The sequence below is a fragment of the Mycoavidus sp. HKI genome (assembly GCF_020023735.2).
Taxonomy (GTDB): domain Bacteria; phylum Pseudomonadota; class Gammaproteobacteria; order Burkholderiales; family Burkholderiaceae; genus Mycoavidus.
This window is the reverse complement of record NZ_CP076444.2, coordinates 156,730-180,308: the sequence shown is the minus strand read 5'-3', so window position 1 is coordinate 180,308 and position 23,579 is coordinate 156,730. Positions and strand designations below refer to the sequence as shown.

Sequence of the window (23,579 nt, the reverse complement as noted above, 5' to 3'; positions counted from 1 at the left end):
GATTATTATAATATTTTAACCTAAACTAATTATTGATGTAATTTATGTCAGCGAAATTTATGCTTGAAATACTTGAAAAGTATCAACATTCAATTGCTGGATTAATTGCTATTACGGGATGGATTGTGACCTATCAATTCGGTGTTCTTAGAGACCGTAAGAACAAACAACGCGACCTCATTACTGAATATTTACTAGACGCCTATCGGAAACTAGAGTCTGCGTCTAACCGAGAAAAATTGACGGATAGTCAAATCGCTAATGTTGAATCTGCCATAGCAGATATTCAGATTTTTGGTTCAAAAGAACTCATCGCCGCCATAGATAAATTTATGGAAGAATTTGTTGCGAATAAAAACATCGATTTAAGCGGAATTTTATCGCTGTTGCGTGAAGATATACGGCAAGCACTTCATTTACCCTGGACCAATAACGCATTGCGTCATTTCCGATTATAAATATTGGGTTGCAAAATACCGGCAATGGACTGGCTAACTGACTAAGCCAGCTTTGCCTCTAATGTCCCATGTAATGCATTACAAACAATCAACTTTTCTGCCCTATACAAATCATTGAGTGTAAGCGTGCGCTCAGTGGCATCCCATGTTGCATCTTCAAGTAAGGCTGCGCGCATGGTGCCAGGCAAAAGCCCACTTTTAACCGGCGGAGTCACCCAACGATCTTTAAGTTTAATAAAAATACTACTACGCGCTCCTTCAGTGACCTCGCCGCGTGTATTACAAAACAGCAAATCAAATACATTAAGGCGCTTAGCTTCAGTCTGAGCACGCTCATAGCTTGGGCGTACGGTTGTTTTATAACGTAACCATACATCGCCTGCCGCCACTGGCGCAAAACCCGCGTCCGCCGCAAGCAGCACTTTGACGGGTTGATGCAGCGACACAAATGGCATATTTGTGATTTCAATCTCGCCATATTTATTTAAGGTCAGCCGCAGCCGTTGTGCCGAGTTTGCTGGCAAGGTAGCGATCGTTGCATCGAGTCTCGTGCGCAAGGCGTTAATATCCCAGTTAAAACCAAAATAATGCGCAGTTTCACGCAAACGCTGCCAATGCCGCGCAAGATGACGCACCCCCTGCTCGCGTGTTGCGTACATCGTCTCAATCAGCGCAAAACCTGGATCCATCTCAGTTAAAAAACGGGCTTTTAATCTACATTCGGCGTATTCATCGGCCACGACGCTATCGTATACAATTCCCGCCCCAATCCCTAGACGGCCATCGCGCAGGCCGTCAGAGCGCCGCGCCTCGAGGGTCAAGGTGCGAATTGCCACCGATAGACAGAAATTGCCGCAGGCCGGTATGGATCCATTAGGCACCGCTGGCAGAGATAGCAAAGGTAATTGACTAGATGGGGTTGCAGTTGACAACGATGACGGTCTTAACGGGGGCGCATCAAGCCAACCAATGGCTCCGGTATATACGCCACGCTCCGTACTCTCAAGTGCCCGAATCAATTGCATCGCACGATATTTGGGGGCGCCCGTAATCGAGCCCGATGGAAAAAGCGCACGCATAATCACGGCAAAATTAACCTCCGCACGCAATTGCGCGGTTACGGTCGAGGTCATTTGCCAAACCGTCGGGTGTGGTTCAACCGCAAATAAGGCGGGTACTTGCACCGAGCCAGTCTGTGCGATACGGCTAATATCATTGCGCAGCAAATCAACAATCATTAGATTTTCTGCGCAGGTTTTCGGCTCAGAAGCTAACGCAGTGGCAGCATCGGTATCCGCTAACGCTTCAGGCACGCGGGCAGCCGTGCCTTTCATCGGCTGGGCGGTGATTTTTCCTACTTGGTGACGCAAGAAAAGTTCCGGCGAGCAAGAAATGAGCCAACGATCATTGGGCAGCGCAATGAGTGCGCCGTAGGATACCGGTTGACGCCCACGTAAGCGCCGATACAAGCCAACGGGTGAACCGAAAGCTTTGAAATTCAGCCGATACGTGTAATTGATTTGATATGTATCTCCGGCATGCAATGCCGCCTGGATCGATGAAAGCGCCTGCTTAAAATCAGCTTCATCTACGCTGGCGTGGAGTTCGGCAATACCGGCCACACTCGGCTCAAGAGCCGCTGCATCACGCATGGCAAGCCATGCGTCAGCTTCATGCCGTGCCAGATGTGCGCACTCACGAAACAACAAGAACCGAAATGACGGCGTGGTTGCGCTGTCATGGTTTGGCTCAGCCCATTCTGTTTGCTTGAGCAGCGCCCGCACACCCCATTCATAGTCAGCTAATGCAACCGCATGCAGCCCAGCGCGCAAGTCAGCGTCTACGGCATTACACACAGAGTCCCAATCGCCTATCTCAACGCATATACGTTGATGCGCTAAACCGGTGTACAGGCGACTCGTAGGGGCTACCTCGCTCGCGTCACAATCATCGAGCAAAGCAAAGCAATCAGCGTCCGTTAAATCCGTGACTACCATCATCTCACCTAAACATCTTCCTTAACGTCACGGCACCACTCTCAATCTTAGAACTACGCAACGTAAAGGTTTGAGGCTTATTCGAAAAAGCTTTTGACTCGATCGAACCAGCGCTTGCTTTGCGGGTTATGTCGCTCGCCGCCATCCGCTAACGATTGCTCAAATTGCTTAAGCAATGCCCGTTGGTCGTCGGTGAGTTTAACTGGGGTTTCAACTTGCACGTGCACGTAGAGGTCCCCCGCCACATTGGAACGCACCCCTTTAATACCTTTACTGCGCAAGCGGAAAGTTTTCCCTGGCTGCGTGCCTTCCGGTACGTTAAAGCTCGCGCGCCCATGCAGAGTGGGCACTTCTATGTCCCCGCCCAGAGCCGCAGTGGTAAATGGCATCGGCATCTGGCAATGCAAATCGTCACCATCACGCTCAAAAACGGCATGTGGCTTGATATGAATTTCTACATATAAATCCCCCGGCGGACCACCATTTAGGCCAGGCTCGCCATTACCTGATGAGCGGATGCGCATGCCATCATTAATGCCGGCGGGGATATTGACGGCCAGGGTCTTATTTTTTTTGACTTTACCGGCACCGTGACAAGAGTTACATGGCTGTGCAATATAGTTACCGCTACCATGGCACTTTGGGCAGGCTTGCTGAACGCTGAAAAATCCTTGCGACATCCGCACAGCTCCCGTGCCAGAACAACCTGGGCAGGTCTGTGGTTTCGTGCCGGCCGCGGCCCCCGAACCACTGCAGGTCGTGCATGACTCCCAGGAGGGTACCCGAATTTGGGTTTCGTAGCCGCGGGCAGCCTGCTCAAGTGAAATTTCCATGCCATAACGCAAATCGGCGCCTCGATACACGCGCGAACCACCGGCCTGACCACGTCCTTGGCCACCGCCAAAAATATCGCCAAAGATGTCGCCAAAGGCATCTGCAAAACCACCGAAACCTTGCTGCCCGCCGCCCATATTGGGGTCAACGCCAGCATGACCATATTGATCATAGGCTGCGCGTTTTTGCGGGTCGGAAAGCATTTCATAGGCTTCTTTGACCTCTTTAAAATGCGCTTCTGAGTCTTTATTATCTGGGTTACGGTCCGGGTGATGCTTCATCGCAAGCTTACGATATGCTTTCTTGATTTCGTCATCGCTTGCGTTTTTGGGGATCCCCAAAACGTCGTAGTAATTCCGTTTCGCCATATTGATTCAGGATTCGCTTAAATTTTTAGCGAACCGCTCCATGTCTACAAATAAGATTTGCCCGGCGAACCGAAAGGTTCACCAGGCATTGTTGATGCGGCTTTCAATTAAAGCACGCGCTCTTTCAGCAAGCTTTAGTCTTTCTTAACTTCCGTGAAATCAGCATCAACCACATCTTCTTTCGAGCCGCCGGCCTCTGCCTGAGCCGCGCCGGCTGACTCACCTGCCGCCTGATCTGCTTGCATATTGGCATACATTTTTTCACCCAGTTTTTGTGAAACTTGGGCGAGCGCTTCGATCTTTGCATCGAACTCCGCTTTATCCGCATCGCTACGCTTTAGCATCTCTTCAAGCGCTTTTAATGCGTCCTCAATGCTAGTCTTCTCGCTAGCATCAAGCTTATCGCCATGCTCAGCCAGCGCTTTCTTGGTGCTATGTGCTAAGGCATCGCCTTGATTGCGCGTATCGGCCAGCTCGCGCAGCTTCTGGTCTTCAACAGCATTGGCTTCAGCGTCTTTCACCATCTGTTCAATTTCAGCTTCAGACAACCCTGAGTTGGCTTTAATCGTGACCTTGTTTTCTTTGCCAGTTGCCTTATCCTTAGCCGACACATGCAAAATCCCATTGGCGTCAATATCGAAAGTCACTTCGATTTGCGGCAACCCACGCGGCGCAGGAGCAATTCCTTCAAGGTTAAATTCACCCAGCAATTTATTCACCGCAGCCATTTCACGCTCGCCCTGGAACACTTTGATTGTCACGGCGGGCTGATTGTCATCGGCCGTTGAGAACACTTGTGAATATTTCGTAGGGATCGTGGTGTTCTTTTTAATCATCTTGGTCATCACGCCGCCCAGCGTTTCAATCCCAAGCGATAATGGCGTCACGTCGAGCAATAGCACATCGGTACGGTCCCCCGACAGCACTTGGCCCTGAATCGCGGCGCCCACAGCTACTGCTTCATCTGGATTGACGTCACGGCGAGGTTCTCTACCGAAAAATTCTTTGACCTTCTCTTGCACTTTTGGCATACGCGTCATGCCGCCAACCAAAATAACGTCGTGAATCTCGCTCACTTTCACGCCCGCATCTTTGATCGCGGTACGGCATGGCTCGATCGTGCGTGTGATCAACTCCTCAACCAGCGCCTCAAGTTTGGCACGCGTAATCTTCATGTTCAGATGCTTAGGCCCGCTTGCATCCGCCGTAACATAGGGCAGGTTAATTTCGGTTTGTTGCAGACTCGAAAGCTCGATTTTGGCTTTTTCAGCAGCTTCTTTTAGGCGTTGCAACGCCAGCACATCTTTCGATAGATCAACGCCCTGCTCTTTTTTAAACTCGCCGATAATGTAGTCAATAATGCGCTGATCAAAGTCCTCGCCACCCAGGAAAGTATCGCCGTTGGTCGACAGGACTTCAAATTGCATTTCGCCATCAACGTCGGCTATTTCGATGATCGATACGTCAAAGGTGCCGCCGCCTAAGTCATAAACGGCGATTTTACGATCCCCTTTTTCTTTTTTGTCCAACCCAAAAGCAAGCGCTGCCGCAGTAGGCTCGTTGATGATGCGCTTGACTTCAAGCCCAGCAATCCGGCCTGCGTCTTTGGTTGCCTGGCGCTGACTGTCATTAAAGTAAGCAGGTACGGTGATAACCGCCTCGGTGACCGGCTCGCCTAGATAGTCTTCCGCCGTTTTTTTCATTTTGCGCAGGATTTCAGCCGAAATTTGTGGTGGCGCAAGTTTTTCGCCACGCACGTCAACCCAGGCATCATTATTATCTGCTTTAATGATTTTATATGGCATTAAGCCAATGTCTTTCTGCACTTCTTTTTCTTCAAAACGCCGCCCGATCAGGCGCTTAACTGCGTAAATCGTATTACGTGGATTGGTCACGGCTTGCCGCTTAGCCGGCGCACCGACAAAAATCTCACCATCTTCCATATAAGCCACGATAGAAGGCGTGGTACGAGCGCCTTCTGAATTTTCAATCACTTTGACCTGATTGCCTTCCATCACTGAGACGCAAGAGTTGGTGGTGCCGAGGTCAATGCCGATAACTTTACCCATTTTATTCTCCTAATCTTTTAAAGCTTTGTAAGTGTATTACTTACCTGTTTATTCAAACTAAATTGAAAATAAGTACGATATGCTTATTTTCAAGGTGTATTTTTACGCAAGGCCAGCATGAGGCACAGGCGTTGGCGTAGAGTTCTTAAGCTCGCAGACAGTCACGAGCGCCGGGCGCAGGACACGCTCAGCAATCAGATAGCCTTTTTGCAAAACGGTAACGACCGTATTGGGTTCCTGCTCAGCACTGACCATTGAAATGGCTTGATGCAGATGCGGATCGAATTTCTCGCCAAGCGCTGGACTAATCGCCACGACACGTCCTTTTTCAAGCGCATTATTAAACTGGCGCAGAGTCAGTTCAATCCCTTCGCGCACTTTGGCGATATCGCTTGAAGAATCGGTCAGAGCGGCTTCAAAACTGTCCAGCACAGGCAAAAGATGCTCAGCGAAACGCTCTATTGCGAATTTATGTGCTTTTTCAACATCCTCTTGGGCGCGGCGGCGCATATTTTCGGTTTCAGCCTTTGCACGCAGGTAATTTCCCTCGAGTTCGGCGATTTTTTCCAGCGCCTTGACAAGCGCCGGCTCAATCAGCGGGGTACTTTCTTGCGGTGTGGCCTCAGTCTTTGGCACATCATGTGGCTGAATCGTTTGGTCAGGCTGCTTTTCTTCCATATTTAATCTGCTTATCCAGTTTAAAAGAATAATTTTACACAACGCACGTATCCCGTTAAAGGAAGTTTTACGGTATACAACTTTTATAAGAACTTATATTTAGGGCCAAACCCTTTATTTCAAGAGGGGGCCCGACGAATTTTGAGCCACCCAACCTTGCAGGTGCACTCTGACCAATTCTGCTAGGCTAGCGATAAACGACGGCGCAGCATTCAGACATTGAATGTAATGATATTCCTCGCCTCCCGCCTGCAGAAAAATATCGCGCCCTTCCATGCCGATTTCTTCGAGCGTTTCTAAACAATCTGCCGGAAAGCCAGGACAAAATACATCAACCCGCTTTACCCCTGCCGCCCCTAACTCCTTGAGTACTAATGCAGTATCAGGCTTGAGCCATGCAGCACGACCAAAGCGTGATTGAAACGTTAACAGAGATTCAGTTTCCGATAAATTCAATGCTTGCGCTAACAAGGTTGCGGTTAGCTGACAGTGTATATAGTATGGATCACCTAAATCGATGATGCGCTTAGGCACTCCATGAAAGCTCAGCAGCAAGCGGCCTCCTAAGGCAAAATCCGGCTTGCCATGCACCGCCCAATGAGCGCGTACCTGTGCCGCAAGTGCCGCAATATAAGGCGGAAAATCCGCATAGTGCCGAATCGTTCGCAACTCAGGCTGGTTGCGCATATGCTGCAAAGCAGTAAACGCGCGATCAAAAGAGGAGGCGGTAGTGGCTGCGCAATATTGTGGATACATCGGCACCAACAAGATACGCTCGATCCCTGCGCGCTTTAATTGGGTCAGCATAGCAGGGATATTGCGCGCGCCATAGCGCATCGCGTATTCCACACTGACCTCGTCACCTTGCGCTTTAAGTTGCTGTTGCAATGCTTTAGCCTGTTGCTCGGTATAGACCCGCAAAGGCGAGCCTTCAGGCAACCATATTGACGCATATTTAGCCGCCACTGGGCGCCCGCGCAAGGGCAATATAAACAAGCGCAAAATCCATTGCCAGATCAATGCTGGAATTTCAATCACACGCGGATCAGATAAAAATTCGGCCAAATAACGCCTAACGGCGCGTGGCGTTGGCGCATCCGGTGTACCAAGGTTAATCAACAATACCGCAACACGCGATGAATGACTTGGGCGGGCCTGTGGTTCAAGCTCAAAATGCATCGGGACAGACCATAAGAAATAAGGAAATGAACAAGATCAGCGATGATTTTTTTGAAAAACCGAGACTATCGCAAGATTTTTATATATAGCCTATTTTTTTATTTACACCTCGCATAAATTGGTTTATATTTATACTTAATGGTATAAATTATGGCTTGCTCCAAATAAAGTACTGAGTGTGTGTACGAATATGCATCAGTAAAAGCAATGCCAATAAATCATTAGGCTCAATATGCTACCTATGTTAAATTTGAAAAAACTGAGGGAATACGTCATGGCTATCGCTTTATTTGACACACTAAAATTTGCTAAACGCCTGAAAGAAGCAGGCGTTTCAAGCGCTCACGCAGAAGCTGAGGCAGAAGTCTTATCAGAGATATTTGCCGTCAACTTCCAAGAGCTGCCCACCAAACAAGACTTGCAAGCTGTTAAAGAAGAGTTACAGCATGAAATAAAAGATGTGCGCACTGAGATAAAGGATTTGCGGACTGAGATAAAAGGGGTGCGTGAAGAGTTACGCGTTGAAATAAAAGATGTAAGAGTTGAAATAAAAGACCTGAGAAAAGATATCTCTGGTTTCCGCACCGAGGTGGATTCCAAGCTGGAAAAACTCGAACTGCGCTTAACCATTAAACTTACATTCATTATGGCGGCTCTGCTTGGCGCTGCGGCAGCACTGAGCAAATTTTTCAGTTAATCAAGGCCACCAAAGCTCACGATTAACGTTAACCTGAGCCAGGCTATGACTGTCATATTTTGGTTAACGCTGGCTCAGTGCTTGCGATAGCAATTTTGCGGTGATATCAACAATCGGAATCACACGTTGATACGCCATGCGCGTCGGACCAATGACGCCGAGTGTGCCCACAATTTTGCCATCGACTTCATAGGATGAGGTGACAACACTCATTTGCTCAATCGGTACGAGCGTTGATTCACCGCCGATAAAAATTTGCACGCCTTGCGCATGGCTAGAGACATCAAGCAATTGTAACAAACCGGTTTTCTGGTCAAATATATCAAATAGCTTGCGCAAGCGGTCCATATCGGATGATAAATCCGCGACCTCAAGTAAATTCCGTTCGCCAGAAATCAATACGGCTTCGCCCGAATCGGAAACCTCGGTACTTGCGACAATCGCGGCTTGCATTAAATGAGTCATATTGCCACGCAGTGCTTCGATTTCTTCACGTAAGCGTTGGCGGACTTCATTAAAGCTTAAACCCGCATAATTCGCATTAATATAATTTGATGCCTCAATCAGCTGCGCAGGCGAATATTCCTTTTGCGTCGCCATAATGCGGTTTTGCACATCGCCTTCAGGGGTCACAATGATCAGCAGGATGCGTTTTTCCGAAAGCCGCATAAACTCGATCTGCTTAAATATATGGCTGCGGCGCGGCGTCAAGACAACCCCGGCAAATTGCGACAAACTCGATAGCACACTGGCCGCAGCCGCCACCAGCTTGGCCGGCTCACCCGGCTGCAGCCGGGTGCGGACCGTACTTTCAACTTGAGCATCGTCCGTAAGCGGCTGAGCCACCAGCATCGTATCGACGAAGAGGCGGTAGGCGCGTGGCGTAGGGATGCGTCCTGCCGAGGTATGTGGACTCACAATAAGCCCACATTCCTCAAGGTCAGACATAACATTACGGATCGTCGCAGGACTCAGCTCAAGGCCAGAATATTTAGAAAGCGTGCGCGAACCCACTGGCTGACCTTCGGCAATATACCGTTCAATCAGGGTTTTCAGCAAAATCTTGGCGCGTGGGTCTAACATAGCATCAAATTGTAGCGCAATCGTTACAGTAACAGCGTATTTACCATCCGTTTTTGGCCCAATTGAGCGAAATAAGATGAACTGATTAAAAAGCAGTATTGCCTATTCGGGCAAACATGCTATGTTTCCTTTCCGTGCCATTTGTAACTTTATCTCGGAATTTCGCGCCGTTTTTTCAATCACGGTGTAAAACTATGCAAAACAACGCTCCTTTTAAAACGATCGCTCTTATCGGCCGCACTGATGCCCTACGTATTGGAGAGTTATTGGCGATCCTCGCTAACCGCATTCAACAAGATGGTTTTGAAATTGTTTTCGAGGCGAACACGGCTCAGGTGATTGATTTAGCCGCTTATGGTTTAAGCAACTGCCCAATCCTTACCCTGGCTGAAATAGGTGGCCGCGCTGATGTGGCTATTGTACTAGGCGGTGATGGCACGATGCTGGCCATTAGCCGTCAACTGGCGCCTTACGGTACGCCATTGATTGGCATTAATCACGGGCGACTTGGCTTTATCACCGATATTTCAATTAGCGAAATGCAACAGGCGGTCCCGGCCATGCTGGCAGGCAATTTTGAACGGGAAGAACGCGCCCTGCTTGAAGCACGCATCATGCGCGCTGGCGCACCGATTTATCATGCCCTCGCTTTCAACGATGTGGTGGTCAACCGGAGTGGCTTTTCTGGCATGGTCGAATTACGGGTTCAGGTGAATGGTTGTTTCATGTATGAGCAACGTTCCGATGGCCTGATTGTCGCTACCCCAACCGGCTCAACGGCCTATGCCTTATCATCGCAAGGGCCGATTTTACACCCTCAACTAGGAGGGATCGTACTCGTACCCATCGCTCCTCACGCATTGTCAAACCGGCCAATTGTCTTGCCCGATGATTCAGAGATTGCGATTCAGATCATGAGTGGGCGCGATGTTAACGTGAATTTCGATATGCAATCATTCACCGCCTTGGAGTTGGAAGATACCATCGAAGTACGCCGCTCAAATCATACTGTACCTTTTTTGCATCCGCTGAGTTATAGCTATTATGCAACGCTGCGCAAAAAATTGCATTGGAGCGAGCCACCATCGTATGGCTCCCATCCTGAATTTAATTGAACTGCCCGCCAAATGACCGAGTTCAAGGTAACGGCAAGCTAGCTGCAAATTAGGTTTTACGCTACCCTAAAATTTCTTGCTGATTTTTATGTGTTTTTTATTTGTCTGAACTTAAGATGCTACGCCATTTGTCGATTCGCGATTTCGTTATCGTTACCACGCTTGAACTTGAGTTTGAACCTGGATTCACAGTGTTTTCTGGTGAAACAGGCGCCGGCAAATCGATTTTGATTGATGCTCTGGCCTTGACCCTCGGCGCCCGCGCAGATGCGACCATTGTGCGCACAGGCCAAGCGCGCGCAGAGATTACTGCTGAATTCACTTTATCGGATCATGCCCGTCACTGGCTCGCTGAGCAAGCACTCGATGATACCGAGCATGATAGTGTGCTGTTACGCCGACTGATTGACGCCAGTGGCCGGTCACGCGCTTTTATCAACGGCACGCCAGCTACGCTCACGCAACTGCGTGAAATCGGCGAAATGCTGGTTGATCTGCATGGCCAACACGCCCATCAATTATTAATGCGTCCACAGGCACAACGCTCTTTATTTGATCTACATGCGGGTCTTGCCCCGCTGGCTAATGAAACGGCGCAAGCATGGCGCAGTTGGCGCGACGCCATGAATGCAACGCAAACCGCAGATGACGCAAACCGAGAGATGCAACTCGAGCGCGAGCAACTTATCTGGCAATTGGATGAATTTGACCAGTTGGCCCCTCAACTTGGCGAATGGGACGCGGTCAACGCAGAACACCGGCGCCTAACTCATGCGGCCAGCTTAATTCAAAGCGTGCAAAATGCATTGGAAATATTATCTGAATCCGATCAGGCGATGCTGCCGCAACTTGGCGCACTGATTGCTCAGCTCCGCGCACAAGCACAAATTGATGACCAGCTTGCCGATGCGCTAGCGGCCTTGGAGCCGGCTGAAATCCAAATCAGCGAGGCCGTGCATACGTTAAATCATTATGCACAGCGACTCGAACTTGACCCCGCCCGGCTCACCCAGACTGAAACACGATTGAATGCATTGCATAGCAGTGCTCGTAAATTCCGCGTACCCCCTGAAGCATTGCCCGCCGAACATGCCGCGCGCCACGCCCGGCTAGCAGCACTGGATGCCGCCACCGATGCGGAGCGACTACATGCCGATGAAACATGCGCTCGAGCCCATTATGAGAAATTAGCGCAACAGTTATCGAAAGCGCGCGCGCAAGCCGCTCAAACGCTTAGCGCAGCAGTCACGGCAAGCATGCAAGATTTATCGATGGCGGGTGGACGCTTTGAAGTGGCACTCGTGCCACTGGCGCAGACTGCACCAGAAACAACACATCCATTAGGCAGTGCTCACGGCTTCGAGCACATCGAATTCCGGGTCGCGAGTCATGCTAGCGTACCATTACGACCGCTCGCAAAAGTTGCCTCAGGTGGAGAACTGGCACGTATTAGCTTGGCGCTTTCGGTTATCACCAGTACCGCTAACCCAACGCCAACGCTAATCTTCGATGAAGTCGATAGCGGCATTGGCGGCGCGGTTGCTGAGGTAGTTGGCCGCTTGCTGCACCAACTAGGGCAACAACGTCAGGTGTTATGCGTCACACATTTACCGCAAGTGGCGGCGCGAGGTGATGCGCATTTACGGGTGACCAAGCAAGCCACCTCCTCTGAGCAAGTCGTAAGCTTAGTGACTTCACTCGATCAACATAGCCGCGTCGAAGAAATTGCGAGGATGTTAGGCGGCATTGAAATCACTGCGACCACACGCCAACATGCGCAGGAGATGCTAGCCGTTTAGGTCATGTGGCCAGACCGAGTTAATTTATGCAGCGTTTTTAAACACGCGAGCCCAGAGCGCCAGCACTGCTTCACGCTGAGTTTGCGCCTGCTCGGCTGACACCCGCATATGCTGCTCGATGCCATCAAGTTGCAACCTATGCTGCCAGGCACGGTAGAAACGATAGGCATTGCCTACGGCGTCAGCCTCACTGGCGGTGATCGCCGCGTAACCTGCAGCCGTGCGTAGCAAAGCAATATTACCTGTATTACGAATCAGCTCAGGGCATGACCCGGCGCAAAGCAGCACAAAATATTGCACCATAAATTCAATATCGACCATCCCGCCCCGATCATGTTTAAGATCGAAAAGTGGACTTGAATTCGGATGACCTTCCAAGACGCGGACACGCATCGCCACTATTTCCTGGGCCAGCGTGGTCGCGGCACGCGGCAAAGTCAGCACCTGCGTCCGAATGGCTTCAAACGCCGCGCCAATACGTACATCGCCGGCACAATAGCGGGCTCGGGTTAGCGCTTGATGCTCCCACATCCAGGCAGCATTGGCGGCGCCCTCTTCACGCAATTGATAGCGGCGAAACGCATTCAGATCAGTCACCAGTAGCCCAGACGCGCCATCTGGCCGCAGCCGCAAATCAATATCAAACAGCTGGCCGGCACCCGTCGAACTCGTCAACCAGGTGATTAAACGTCGTGCAAAACTTAAATAAATTTCTGGCGCGGCCTCATCTGGGTCATCATATAGAAATATCAGATCCAAATCGGAACCATAAGCCAGTTCTTTGCCACCTAACTTGCCATAGGCAATCACCGCAAAACGCGGAATCGCGCAGTGACGGCGCGGCACTTGCTGCCAAACGGCCTCAAGCGTCACGTCTAACATCGCGTCTGCAAGCTCAGACAGTCGATCGCTGACGTGCTCAAGCGTCATATGTCCAGCCAGATCCAGTAAAAGAATGCGGAACAGCTCTGCATGATGCGCATGGCGCAGCAGGTCCATCTGCTGCTCAACCCCATCGGCTGCAGCCAGCCGCGCGGCCAGTGCAGCCTTAAAGGCGGGCCAATCGAACGCACTGACTAGCAGCTCATCATCGAGCAACTCATCTAGCAGTTGCGGATGGGAACATAAGTAATCCGCCGCCCAGCGCGAAGCGCCTAAGGTTGATAGCACGCGGGCCAGGGCCGCTGGATATTCGGTTAATAATGCAAGGTAGGCGCCACGCCGATTAATGGCTTCGAGCAGATCAAGGAAACGCAATAGCGTTTCATCACGACGCTTCGCGGCAAGTTCATGTATAGAATGGAGCGCCCGCTCGATGAGTAAATCAAAACGCACGCGGCTTTTTTCGGGCAAGCTGGTATGACGCACGGAGCGCCAGACGGTGGTTAAACGCGACAAAACCTTAGCGGGTGCGTTAAAACCCAAGGCCACCACGTATTCGAGTAATTGAGGCGTATTTTCATCATCCAGCGCCTCACTCCAAACCAGTGCGGCAGCTTCTGCCGCCGCCATGGATTGTGCCGTAGCGTCTGCCGTTATTGCGCCAACGGTTTCTGCAACGCCTGTTATGGACGCCGGCATAGGGTGGGTGGCGCGATTCGCTGTACTACTAAGCCCATAATGGGTATCGTTTTTATCTGCAAAGATCTCGTTAAACTGCCGCTCAACGTTGGACAGATGCCCGTCTAATGTTTGCCTAAGCGCTTCATAGTGAGCAAATCCAAGCGAAGCGGCTAGCCGCGCGCGCTCAGACTCAGCCACGGGCAGAACATGGGTTTGCGCATCATCAGCATACTGCAAACGATGCTCTAACTGCCGCAAGAAACCATAAGCCTCTGCCAGTTGGGTGGCCACCGCCGGCGCCAACAAGCCTTGCGATGCAGCATACGCTAAGGCTTGCAAGGTTGGGCGTACGCGAAAACCTGCATCTTGGCCGCCTCGGATCAATTGAAAAACCTGCGCGCAAAATTCAATTTCTCGAATGCCTCCGCGCCCAAGCTTAATATCGTCGGCTTTATCGGGTCGCATAGAAGCACGGCGCATCGCTTCTCGCCGAATTTGCGCATGCAGCGCACGCACCGCATCAATCACCCCAAAATCAAGATAGCGCCGGTACACAAAGGGTTGGACCAGAGCCTCAAGCTGCGCGGCTAGGTGCTTAGCGGAGTCACTCTCCGTCTCGCTCACTAACCGGCTTTTAATCCAAGCATAGCGTTCCCATTCGCGCCCTTGAACATAGAAGTATTCCTCTAGCATAGGCAGGCTGCATACCAGCGGCCCGGCTTCGCCGTTAGGCCGCAAACGCATATCCACGCGAAACACATAACCATCCGCAGTTAATTCAGACAGCGCGCCAATGAGTTTTTTGCCCAGCTTTGAAAAATATTCATGACTTGAGATGGGCGAGCGTTCACCGCCAGTTGTTTCACCTTCGTCGGCATAAACAAAAATTAAATCAACATCCGATGAGACATTGAGCTCATATCCACCCAGCTTGCCCATGCCCACCACACCAAGCGTTTGTGGTAGAGGGTCATGCGCACCATAGGGCGCGCCATACACTGTTTCCAATTCTGCATTCAGTACGGAGAGCGAGCATTGAATCGTTAGTTCGGCCAAATCGCTCATCGCGCCAGTCACCTCGGTCAGGTCAGCGGTGCCAGCAAGGTCACGCTCCATCACCGTACAAAACACTTCCGTGCGCAGTTGCCGCAACGCGCTCTTGAGCTGCGCTTCAGAGGGGCGCGCCGCGCCCACTGGTAAGAGTGTAGCAAGCCGGTGCGCGATTGCTGTTCGTGACAACGGAGCAGCACTCCATCGCGTGACCAGACCCACCAACTCAGGCTGGGCGTGCACTATGCGCTTGCTATAACGAGAGTACATAGTGCTTCGCAAAATAGGGTGCATCGCTAGCGTAACCTAACAAAAAAATTGAAGTAAATGTAAGCTTCTAAATGGAATTAAAGAGAATACGGCCAAGCTTCAACGGCGGATCGTGTTACATTCACCCATACGCTGATTCCCTCAATTTTACTGTAATTTCATAGCCCTTTAGCCGCAGCATGCCCGCTCGCACACCCGCCTCTAAGCCAACACCCACTCCACGCGCAGCCAAGGGCAGAGTCCGTTTCTTTAAACCATGCTCATACGCCAAGCTCATGTTTGCCGTTTTCGCAGGGCTGGTACTGATCATCTTTTTCGGCATTGCAGCGGCGGCGCTCACGTTACGCTATGGCATTTTGCCAAAGCTTGACACCTTCAGACCCCGCCTTGAACAAGCTGCCTCGCACGCGCTTGGGATGCAAGTCTCGATCGGTCAACTGAGCGGACACTGGCAGGCACTGCATCCTCGTATTGAAATTTCTCAATTGACCCTACGGGATGCCACCGACCGCGCCAGCCTCATCATACCGCGCGCCAGTGCCGCCCTATCATGGCGCTCTTTGCTCTGGTTCAAACCGATATTCGCGAGCCTAAATATTTACGCCCCAGAAATGACCGCACGGCGCACTGCCGATGGTCGGTTATCCATTGCAGGCATACCCACTAATATCCCGCTCACGGACCGTCACGGCAGCAAGCACGCAGGGTTGGACTGGCTGCTCTTACAAAAAACCATCTCTCTACATAATAGTACGCTCCATTGGCAAGACGAAGCCCAACCAAACTTAGCCCTCACGCTAACCAGTACGCAATTTACGCTATTTAACCATGGCGACCAGCAACGCACGCCACCAGATATATCGGTGCACATTCGCCAGCTGTCGGCTCGTCTGGAGCAAGCATCGATCTTATCCGATGCGGCTCATAACGCGCCCGTCAATCTAATTGGGCGTTTCGACGGGCGTTATTGTTCGCCCCTGACAGGACGTGGTGAGCGCATTACCCTGCACGGCGATCTCGTCGATCTGCGCTTATTGGGTAAATTCGCTCAGCTATTACCCATCTCACCAACACTCACAAACCAGATCGCCCGCATCAAACCGCGCGGTGTACTGCGTGATTACGCCATAGAATGGGAGCAAACCCTGCCCGCCACTCGCGCTGATGCCGCTATTGCCCGCTCAAATGAAGCGGGCAATACGCCCATTGCACACTACCGTTTTAAAGCGCAACTTGAAAATATTGGCATCGCCGCACACACATCCGCTCAAGCCAACAGCAACGCAGGTCAGTCACCCCCTGTTTTATTTGGCTTTACTAATCTTTCCGGTTCAATTGATGCCAATGAGACCCGCGGCACACTGACACTGGCATCAAAACAAACGTCAATCACTCTTAAGAGCATATTTGATGAGCCGACGCTCAATTTCGATACACTCACCGGCAAAATGCATTGGCAGTTTAAGCGTCTTGACTCAAGCACGCTCCTTCAAGTCCAGCTTCCTCGCCTCAGTTTTGCCAACGCCGATGCCGCTGGCAGTGTGCATGCAGCTTGGTCAAACGATGCCTCCAAACAAGGTTATTTAAAGTTGTCGGCAAACTTTGAGCGCCTGCTAGTTGCCCGTGTGCCACGCTATCTGCCCACCCACATTAACCCAAAACTGCGGGCCTACCTCAAACATGCACTGATTGGCGGAGTCTCACGCAAAGCGGTCATCGAGGTAGAAGGAGCGCTTGACGATTTTCCATTTGAAGACCCACAAAAACCCGGAGTTTTTTATGTTTTAGCGCCGTTTGAGCATGGCCGCTTCGACCCTTCGTCTTATCCCGCAACAGATCCCAGCGCTGAAGCTATTACGCAATGGCCTGCGCTGGAGAGTATCCGTGGCCGTTTTGAGCTAGATCGCAGTCGACTGAAAGTGACCGCTGACGCTGCTCGCTATCGGAATGTCATGCTTAGCAAGATTAAAGCGGATATCAATAATATATCCACCCACACGAATAGCTTGGTCATTAGTGGCCTAGCCAATGGACCGCTTGACGATATGCTGCACTACCTCAATGCCAGCCCAATTCCAGATTGGACTACCCACTTGACTGACCGGTTGCGCGCCAGTGGCAACGCACAACTTAAGCTGCGTCTTGAGGTGCCGCGCGATGGCCGAGAGCATACAGGGGTTAACGGGGCGTTGAATTTTGCCGATAACGGCTTAAACTGGGGATCTTTGCCACCGCTTACCGCTCTCACCGGCCAGCTTGATTTTACTGAACGCACGCTCACGCTGGTCAAACCTCAGGCGCAATGGCTAGGAGGCAGAATAAGCGGCACCGGCGGTGTCAAAGCAAGCGGTTTTACCGCCATCGTGCTCAATGGCCAACTATCCGCTCAAGCATTACAGAAGGTCTCGCATGACAGTCCACTCGCGGCGCTAGCTCACCACCTAAATGGCACCGCAGACTATCAAATCAATATACAAGCCCCTAAACACGCCGCAGCGCAAATTACCGCAACCTCTGACTTAACCGGCTTAAGCCTTGGTTTGCCAGCGCCATTTGCCAAAGACTCCAGTACGCCCATGCCACTTCGCTTGGCGCTGAAACCCGCCCACCCCACTCAGGCGACTCAATCAGCCAGCGCCAGCCGCGCGCGCACACCCCAAATACCCAAGCCCTCTACGCTTTGCCAGCGCCGCCTTGATCTGCAAATTGGCCCGCTGAGCGCAACTTATTTACTGCATAGCAACCAACAACCGACCGTGGTCGACGGCCAAATCGCTATCGGCGAGCCTGTTTCAGCCAAAATTTGTCCAAAACAGCGCTTGCCAGCACGCTGTATCACCGCGACCGTGAATCTCGAACAGCTCAATTTAGATGCGTGGCTGAGCACCATGAGCCCGCTTTTCACGTCTCCTGGTTTGGCTACATCCAAGTCACTGAAAAATCACGCACAAGCCAATCTACTTACAACCTGGTCAGCTTGGCTACCGACCCATCTGCATGCTCAGATCAAAAAACTGACAGCAGCTAACCGACACTGGGAAAATCCTGAACTTAACGCAAATCGCACCGGCAGCGGCTGGCAAGCTCGCCTCGTTTCGCCTCAAGCTTTAGGCGACCTGAGCTGGCAGCCTTTTTTATCCGCTCCAAGCGGCACGCTACGGGCGCGCTTTAAATATTTCACCCTGCCCGCCTCAATAACAGCTCAAGAGCCTACGCTAACCAGCAAAAAGCTCGAAGATCAGGCCAACACGCTCCCTGCAATTGATTGGATCATTGACCAACTGACCGTACACGGCCATGCTCTGGGAAAAGTTGAAGTGGCGGCGCACAATACGACCGATGGCAACGGCACGCCAATTTGGCAACTCGACAAATTACACATTCTGAACCCCGCCGCAACTTTAAACGCAACCGGTTACTGGAGCCTTCCGCGCCACCAGCAGATCGCCCAACCCCCAACGCTGGGGGCACATAACAGCCCCCGCCAGACTGCCCTCGAGTTCAACCTCGCAATCAATAACGCAGGCGACCTATTAGATCACTTCGGGCTGCCACGCACATTGCGCAATGGCAGCGGCGCCTTGGTTGGCAAGGTGAGCTGGCAAGGCACGCCCATAGCCATTGATTACCCAAGCTTGAACAGTTCATTGTCATTTAATTTACAGCGCGGACAAATTCTGCAAGTTGAGCCGGGCATTGGTAAATTGCTCGGGGTCTTGTCGTTGCAAAGCCTGGCGCGCTTTCTAATGCTAGATTTTCGTGGCATATTTGGCTCAGGCTTGACCTTTGACCAAATTCAGGGGACTGGAACAGTCAAAAATGGCATAGGTTACACCGATAATTTTGAGATCTTAAGCCCCAGCGCACGCATCACTATGAGCGGAAGTACCCACATTCCGCAAGAAAAGCAGAATTTACTCGTTACCGTAGTACCATCGATTGACGCAGGCTCCGCCGCATTGGCTACTGCCGCCATTAATCCTTTACTCGGCTTTAGCAGCTATCTAGCGCAATTAGTCCTATCGGCCGCCATCTCACACAATTTCTCGCACCAATATGCCATTACCGGCTCATGGGCCAACCCGCAAATTGAACGAATTCCAAGCGAAGCGAGTAAAATTGATCTTCCAATCGAAGCGGCTCCTGCACCATGACTGCATGGTCGCTCTTAAATGACGTTTATGAATACTATTAAAGCCGGCTTTAACTCTCTCGCTATTGCCAAAGATACCCTGCTGACTCCTTATGGACTTGACGAAGCACTGCTCGCGCGCATGCTCACCGACATTTTTACGCGCCGGGTTGACTATGCGGACATGTACTTTCAAGCAACCCACAGCGAGTCATGGAGCCTTGAAGAAGGTATTGTCAAATCGGGCGCATTTAGCATTGACCAAGGTGTCGGCGTACGCGCGGTAGCCGGTGAGCGCACCGCTTTTGCGTACTCAGATGACTTGTCGTCAGCCGCACTCAAACAGGCAGTCGCCACCACGCATGCACTTGGCCAGCAAGGCGGGGGGCGCGCACGCGTTGGCGCAGTCAACTCGTTACATAGCGTCACAGGACGCGAACTTTATTTGGGCATGAACCCGCTCACCTCACTCAGCGCTCACGAAAAAATTGCCTTGCTTGAGCGCATTGAACAGATGGCGCGCAGCCGCGACTCACGCATTAAACAAGTGATGGCCAACCTAGCCGGTGAGTACGACGTAGTGCTTATCGCGCGTGGCGACGGTGCGCTGGCGGCTGATATACGGCCGCTCGTACGGGTTTCTGTCACCGTCATTGCCGAGCAGCATGGCCGTCGTGAAATCGGCACGGGTGGCGGTGGCGGCCGTTTCACTTATGATTATTTCAGTGATGCCGTGTTGGCCAGCTATGTTGATGATGCGGTGCATGCAGCATTGGTCAATCTTGACGCCCGGCCGGCGCCTGCTGGCGTAATGAGCGTGGTTTTAGGCCCAGGCTGGCCTGGCGTTTTATTGCACGAAGCCATTGGCCATGGCCTCGAAGGCGATTTCAATCGGAAGGGCGCGTCCGCCTTTGCCGGGCGTGTCGGCCAACAAATTGCCGCGAAAGGCGTCAGTGTGGTTGACGACGGCACCTTAGCCAATCGGCGCGGTTCGCTGAATATCGACGATGAAGGTAATCCAACCCAATGCACCACCTTGATTGAAAACGGCATCTTAACGGGCTATCTGCAAGATACCCTCAATGCCCAGTTAATGAAAATGCCCATCACCGGCAATGCCCGCCGTGAATCCTATGCACACCTGCCGTTACCGCGTATGACCAATACGTATATGCTAAACGGCGATAAAGACCCGCAAGAAATCATTGCTTCCGTTAAAAATGGTTTATATGCGGTCAATTTTGGTGGTGGTCAGGTGGATATTACAAATGGCAAATTTGTTTTTTCAACTTCCGAAGCGTATCTGATTGAAAACGGCAAGATCACGTCGCCTGTCAAAGGCGCCACCTTGATTGGCAGTGGTCCTGAATCGCTTAAATATATCAGCATGATAGGCAATGATATGGCCCTTGATACCGGCATTGGCGTTTGCGGCAAAGAAGGGCAAAGTGTTCCAGTCGGGGTAGGCCAGCCAACCTTACGTATTGACCAGATGACGGTTGGCGGCACAGTTTAATCAAAATACTCACCGATTTGCAGGAGAATTTTATGTCCCCGCACAATACCGACGATGTCCGTATTCGCGAACTCAAAGAACTCGCGCCACCTGCGCAACTGATCCGAGAATTTCCATGTACAGAAGCAAACTCGAAGCTCATCTTCGATAGCCGGCAAGCGCTGCATCGTATTTTGCATGGCATGGAAGATCGGCTGATTGTAGTGATTGGCCCCTGTTCAATTCATGACTCACAAGCGGCAATTGAATACGCTCATAAACTCGTGGTTGAGCGCACGCGCTTAGCGAGCGAGTTGGAAATCGTGATGCGGGTCTATTTTGAAAAACCTCGTACCACAATTGGCTGGAAGGGCCTGATTAATGACCCTTACCTAGACAATAGTTTCAGGATCAATGACGGTCTACGCACGGCGCGCGAGTTACTGGTAAAAATTAACCAACTGGGCCTGCCAGCTGGGACTGAATATCTTGATTTGATTAGCCCGCAGTACTTGGCAGATCTCATTTCATGGGGGGCGATTGGGGCGCGTACCACAGAGTCTCAGGTGCACCGCGAACTGGCTTCTGGTCTTTCCTGCCCAGTGGGTTTCAAGAATGGCACGGACGGTAATATCAAAATCGCCGTCGATGCAGTTAAAGCCGCCTCGCGGCCTCATCATTTTCTATCGGTTACCAAAGGCGGCCAGTCAGCCATTGTTTCTACCACCGGCAACGAAGATTGTCACTTAATTTTGCGCGGCGGAAAAATGCCTAATTACGATGCAGCAAGCGTTGATGCGACGGCAGCGGAAATTGCCAAAGCCGGCCTTGCTGCGCGCGTCATGATCGACGCCAGTCATGCCAATAGTCGCAAACAATACGAAAACCAAATTCCGGTCTGTGCTGATATAGGCAAACAAATTGCTAACGGCGATGAGCGGATTGTTGGCATCATGATTGAATCGCACTTGCTTGCAGGCCGGCAAGATCTCGAAGGGGATGGGCCGCTAATTTACGGGCAAAGCATTACCGATGCTTGCATTGATTGGAACGATAGCGTGACAGTACTAGAAGGCTTGGCGGAGGCGGTCAGACAACGGCGGATTGCGCGCAGCCGTAGCAATTAACCCATAGTGCAAGACGATTTCCGCTGCCGCCATGTCCGATATTGCTAACCAACTCAACACGATACGCCAGCGCATTGCCAATGCGGCGCGCGTAGCAAGCCGGAGTGAGAATGCCGTAAGCTTGCTGGCTGTTTCAAAAACGTTTTCGGCCGAGATGATTCGCGCCGCTTATGCAGCCGGACAATCGTCATTTGGTGAAAACTATATGCAAGAAGCGCTAGAGAAAATCGAGGCGTTGGCAGATTTGCGCGCGCAGCTAGAATGGCATTTTATTGGGCCTTTACAGAGCAATAAAACAAAATGGGCTGCGACGCATTTTGATTGGGTGCATTCCGTGGATCGCCTTAAAATCGCCCAGCGGCTCTCCGAACAGCGCCCCATCCATCTGCCGCCGCTCAATATCTGCCTACAAGTTAATATGAGCGGCGAAGCCAGTAAAAGTGGCGCCTCTCCCGCCGACGCAGTCTCGCTAGCACATGCACTGGCAACACTACCGCGGCTCAAATTACGCGGCTTGATGACCATTCCAGCCCCGGCTGATACCCTTGATGCGCAGCGTTTAGCATACCGCAAGGTGTCTCAGCTGTTTGCTACGCTACGTACCGATGGACTCGCACTTGATACTTTATCAGCCGGCATGTCGGCTGATTTAGAAGCCGCCATACTCGAAGGCGCAACACTGGTACGCATTGGCTCAGCGATCTTTGGTACGCGCGTCAGACATTAATTAAATTTAAGAGGACATTATTCAATGAATCAGTCAGCCAGCAAAGCCTCTATGAAAATTGCCTTTATTGGTGGCGGTAATATGGCCAACGCGCTCATCGGCGGGTTGGTTAAAGGTGGCCTATCTTCAGCGAATTTATATGCAATTGATGTCAATAGCGATGTATGTGCACGCCTCGAAGCGCAATGGCATATCCGCACCAGTGCCATGATCAGTCCAGCCCTGCATCACTATGACGCACTCGTATTAGCGGTTAAACCACAGCAACTCAAAGAGATTGCTCACGCAATCGCCCCGTATCTAAACAGGCAAGTTGTGATTAGCATCGCGGCGGGTATTCGTGCGGCAACGATACAGGACTGGCTAGGCGGTTATACGCGGATTGTGCGTGCCATGCCCAACACGCCAGCTTCAATTGGCATGGGTGTGACGGGCGTTACCGCACTGACTAGCGTGAATGCACAGGGCCGTCAGCTTGCTGAAACCGTGTTAGCCGCAGCAGGGCAAGTCATCTGGTGTGAACATGAAAAGCAAATCGACGCTATCACGGCAATCTCTGGCAGCGGCCCGGCTTATGTATTTTATTTTATTGAAGCACTTGAAGAGGCAGCCCGGCAACTTGGATTTGATGACGCCCAAAGCCGCTCGCTTGCACTTGCAACAGTGAATGGCGCCACCCAGTTAGCCATGCAATCTAATGAAGCCGTGAGCACGCTACGAGAACGCGTCAGCTCAAAAGGAGGAACGACTGCCGCAGCGCTTACGTCGTTTACTGCGGATGGCGTAAAAGAAGCCATTATGCGCGGCGCATTTGCTGCCCGGGCGAGGGCGGAGCAAATGGCAGATGAGTTCGGACAAACTTAAACTTTAGACAACGGCCGTTTAGAGAAGTTTGCTGAAGGCAACTGCCGCACTGAGTATTTCTAAAAGCATCCTAC

The 23,579-nt window shown here is 51.4% G+C and carries 17 protein-coding genes; 9 read left to right on the top strand and 8 right to left on the bottom strand.

The genetic code is table 11. From position 1 onward, the window contains the following. The first annotated feature begins 59 nt into the window (after window positions 1–59). Window positions 60–458 (top strand): hypothetical protein, encoded by a 399-nt coding sequence (locus tag KMZ15_RS00560; RefSeq protein ID WP_223693066.1) that lies wholly within the window; start codon window positions 60–62, stop codon window positions 456–458. 41 nt (window positions 459–499) lie between these two features. On the opposite strand, the gene KMZ15_RS00555 is transcribed toward KMZ15_RS00560, so the two are convergent. From KMZ15_RS00555 to hemH, 5 genes are all read right to left on the bottom strand, one after another. Further along, window positions 500–2,458 (bottom strand): chorismate-binding protein, encoded by a 1,959-nt coding sequence (locus KMZ15_RS00555; protein ID WP_223693063.1) that lies wholly within the window; start codon window positions 2,456–2,458, stop codon window positions 500–502. Between the two features lie 74 nt (window positions 2,459–2,532). Beyond that, window positions 2,533–3,657, bottom strand: coding sequence for a molecular chaperone DnaJ (gene dnaJ / locus KMZ15_RS00550; RefSeq protein WP_223693060.1), 1,125 nt, complete (start codon window positions 3,655–3,657; stop codon window positions 2,533–2,535). Window positions 3,658–3,791: 134 nt separating this feature from the next. Beyond that, a complete protein-coding gene (gene dnaK / locus KMZ15_RS00545; RefSeq protein WP_223693058.1) occupies window positions 3,792–5,726 on the bottom strand; it encodes a molecular chaperone DnaK in 1,935 nt (644 codons plus the stop codon). A 102-nt stretch (window positions 5,727–5,828) separates the two neighbouring features. Further along, window positions 5,829–6,404: a nucleotide exchange factor GrpE gene (gene grpE / locus KMZ15_RS00540; protein ID WP_223693056.1), complete on the bottom strand. Its 576-nt coding sequence runs from the start codon at window positions 6,402–6,404 to the stop codon at window positions 5,829–5,831. 114 nt (window positions 6,405–6,518) lie between these two features. Beyond that, window positions 6,519–7,583: a ferrochelatase gene (hemH, locus tag KMZ15_RS00535; RefSeq protein WP_223693054.1), complete on the bottom strand. Its 1,065-nt coding sequence runs from the start codon at window positions 7,581–7,583 to the stop codon at window positions 6,519–6,521. A 274-nt stretch (window positions 7,584–7,857) separates the two neighbouring features. Between hemH and KMZ15_RS00530 the strand changes: the two genes are divergently transcribed. Then, a complete protein-coding gene (locus KMZ15_RS00530) occupies window positions 7,858–8,280 on the top strand; it encodes a CCDC90 family protein (protein ID WP_223693051.1) in 423 nt (140 codons plus the stop codon). A 63-nt stretch (window positions 8,281–8,343) separates the two neighbouring features. Here the strand turns inward: KMZ15_RS00530 and hrcA are convergent, their stop codons facing one another. Further along, complete coding sequence (hrcA, locus tag KMZ15_RS00525; RefSeq protein WP_223693048.1) at window positions 8,344–9,363, bottom strand: heat-inducible transcriptional repressor HrcA; 1,020 nt, start codon at window positions 9,361–9,363, stop codon at window positions 8,344–8,346. A 194-nt stretch (window positions 9,364–9,557) separates the two neighbouring features. On the opposite strand from hrcA, the gene KMZ15_RS00520 reads away from it, so the two are divergent. Both KMZ15_RS00520 and recN read left to right on the top strand, forming a co-directional pair. Further along, entirely contained in the window at window positions 9,558–10,478 is a 921-nt protein-coding gene (locus KMZ15_RS00520) for an NAD kinase (protein ID WP_223693046.1), read from the top strand. Between the two features lie 116 nt (window positions 10,479–10,594). Next, window positions 10,595–12,277 carry a DNA repair protein RecN gene (recN, locus tag KMZ15_RS00515; protein WP_223694610.1) on the top strand — a complete coding sequence of 561 codons (1,683 nt, stop codon included), beginning with the start codon at window positions 10,595–10,597 and terminating at the stop codon, window positions 12,275–12,277. Window positions 12,278–12,301: 24 nt separating this feature from the next. Here the strand turns inward: recN and glnE are convergent, their stop codons facing one another. After that, window positions 12,302–15,184 (bottom strand): bifunctional [glutamate--ammonia ligase]-adenylyl-L-tyrosine phosphorylase/[glutamate--ammonia-ligase] adenylyltransferase, encoded by a 2,883-nt coding sequence (glnE, locus tag KMZ15_RS00510; RefSeq protein WP_223693044.1) that lies wholly within the window; start codon window positions 15,182–15,184, stop codon window positions 12,302–12,304. Window positions 15,185–15,281: 97 nt separating this feature from the next. After that, window positions 15,282–15,437: a hypothetical protein gene (locus KMZ15_RS00505; protein WP_223693042.1), complete on the bottom strand. Its 156-nt coding sequence runs from the start codon at window positions 15,435–15,437 to the stop codon at window positions 15,282–15,284. Here KMZ15_RS00505 and KMZ15_RS00500 point away from each other — a divergent pair. From KMZ15_RS00500 to proC, 5 genes are read left to right on the top strand one after another with little or no spacing between them, the layout of a single operon-like run. Further along, on the top strand, window positions 15,436–19,314 hold the full coding sequence (locus tag KMZ15_RS00500; RefSeq protein ID WP_223693040.1) for a YhdP family protein: 3,879 nt from the start codon (window positions 15,436–15,438) through the stop codon (window positions 19,312–19,314). The two genes, KMZ15_RS00505 and KMZ15_RS00500, sit on opposite strands and share 2 nt — an antisense overlap. 18 nt (window positions 19,315–19,332) lie before the next feature. Next, on the top strand, window positions 19,333–20,808 hold the full coding sequence (gene tldD / locus KMZ15_RS00495; protein WP_308710299.1) for a metalloprotease TldD: 1,476 nt from the start codon (window positions 19,333–19,335) through the stop codon (window positions 20,806–20,808). 32 nt (window positions 20,809–20,840) lie between these two features. After that, window positions 20,841–21,914 carry a 3-deoxy-7-phosphoheptulonate synthase AroG gene (gene aroG / locus KMZ15_RS00490; protein WP_223693036.1) on the top strand — a complete coding sequence of 358 codons (1,074 nt, stop codon included), beginning with the start codon at window positions 20,841–20,843 and terminating at the stop codon, window positions 21,912–21,914. A 31-nt stretch (window positions 21,915–21,945) separates the two neighbouring features. Then, window positions 21,946–22,641 (top strand): YggS family pyridoxal phosphate-dependent enzyme, encoded by a 696-nt coding sequence (locus tag KMZ15_RS00485; RefSeq protein ID WP_223693034.1) that lies wholly within the window; start codon window positions 21,946–21,948, stop codon window positions 22,639–22,641. A gap of 51 nt (window positions 22,642–22,692) precedes the next feature. After that, on the top strand, window positions 22,693–23,505 hold the full coding sequence (gene proC, locus KMZ15_RS00480) for a pyrroline-5-carboxylate reductase (protein WP_223694608.1): 813 nt from the start codon (window positions 22,693–22,695) through the stop codon (window positions 23,503–23,505). Window positions 23,506–23,579: the final 74 nt, after the last annotated feature.